1 pseudogene is annotated in these 278 nt (G+C 61.2%); it reads left to right on the forward strand.

Annotation, left to right across the window (positions count from 1 at the left end):
- Nucleotides 1-197 (forward strand): annotated as a pseudogene (locus tag EN861_RS35990) (hypothetical protein); the annotation flags it as partial.
- Nucleotides 198-278 lie beyond the last annotated feature (81 nt).

Consider the following 278-nt stretch of genomic DNA (forward strand, 5'->3'; position numbering starts at 1 on the left):
GGCGCCTCACGCATGAAACGATAAGCGACGAGCCTACCGGCTGGCCCGCAGGCGATCAGTCTATCGGCGTGCTGTTCGAGCAGCCTGCATCATCTTTCGCCGCCTGGCGCGCCTTCAGCGCTTGGAGCCAGGGCGATGATGACGCGTATCGCGCCTGGACGGACACTTTCAAGACACTGCAAGGCGCGAGCCAGTAGGCACCGCAAGTCTAGGCCTGACTGCTCGGCGCCGAGATCGCTCTTTGTTCATTCGTCAATGACGGAATCCAAGGATTTCGC

Origin of the sequence: Mesorhizobium sp. M8A.F.Ca.ET.218.01.1.1 (assembly GCF_004791165.1) — a bacterium.
In the GTDB taxonomy this organism is placed as follows: domain Bacteria; phylum Pseudomonadota; class Alphaproteobacteria; order Rhizobiales; family Rhizobiaceae; genus Mesorhizobium.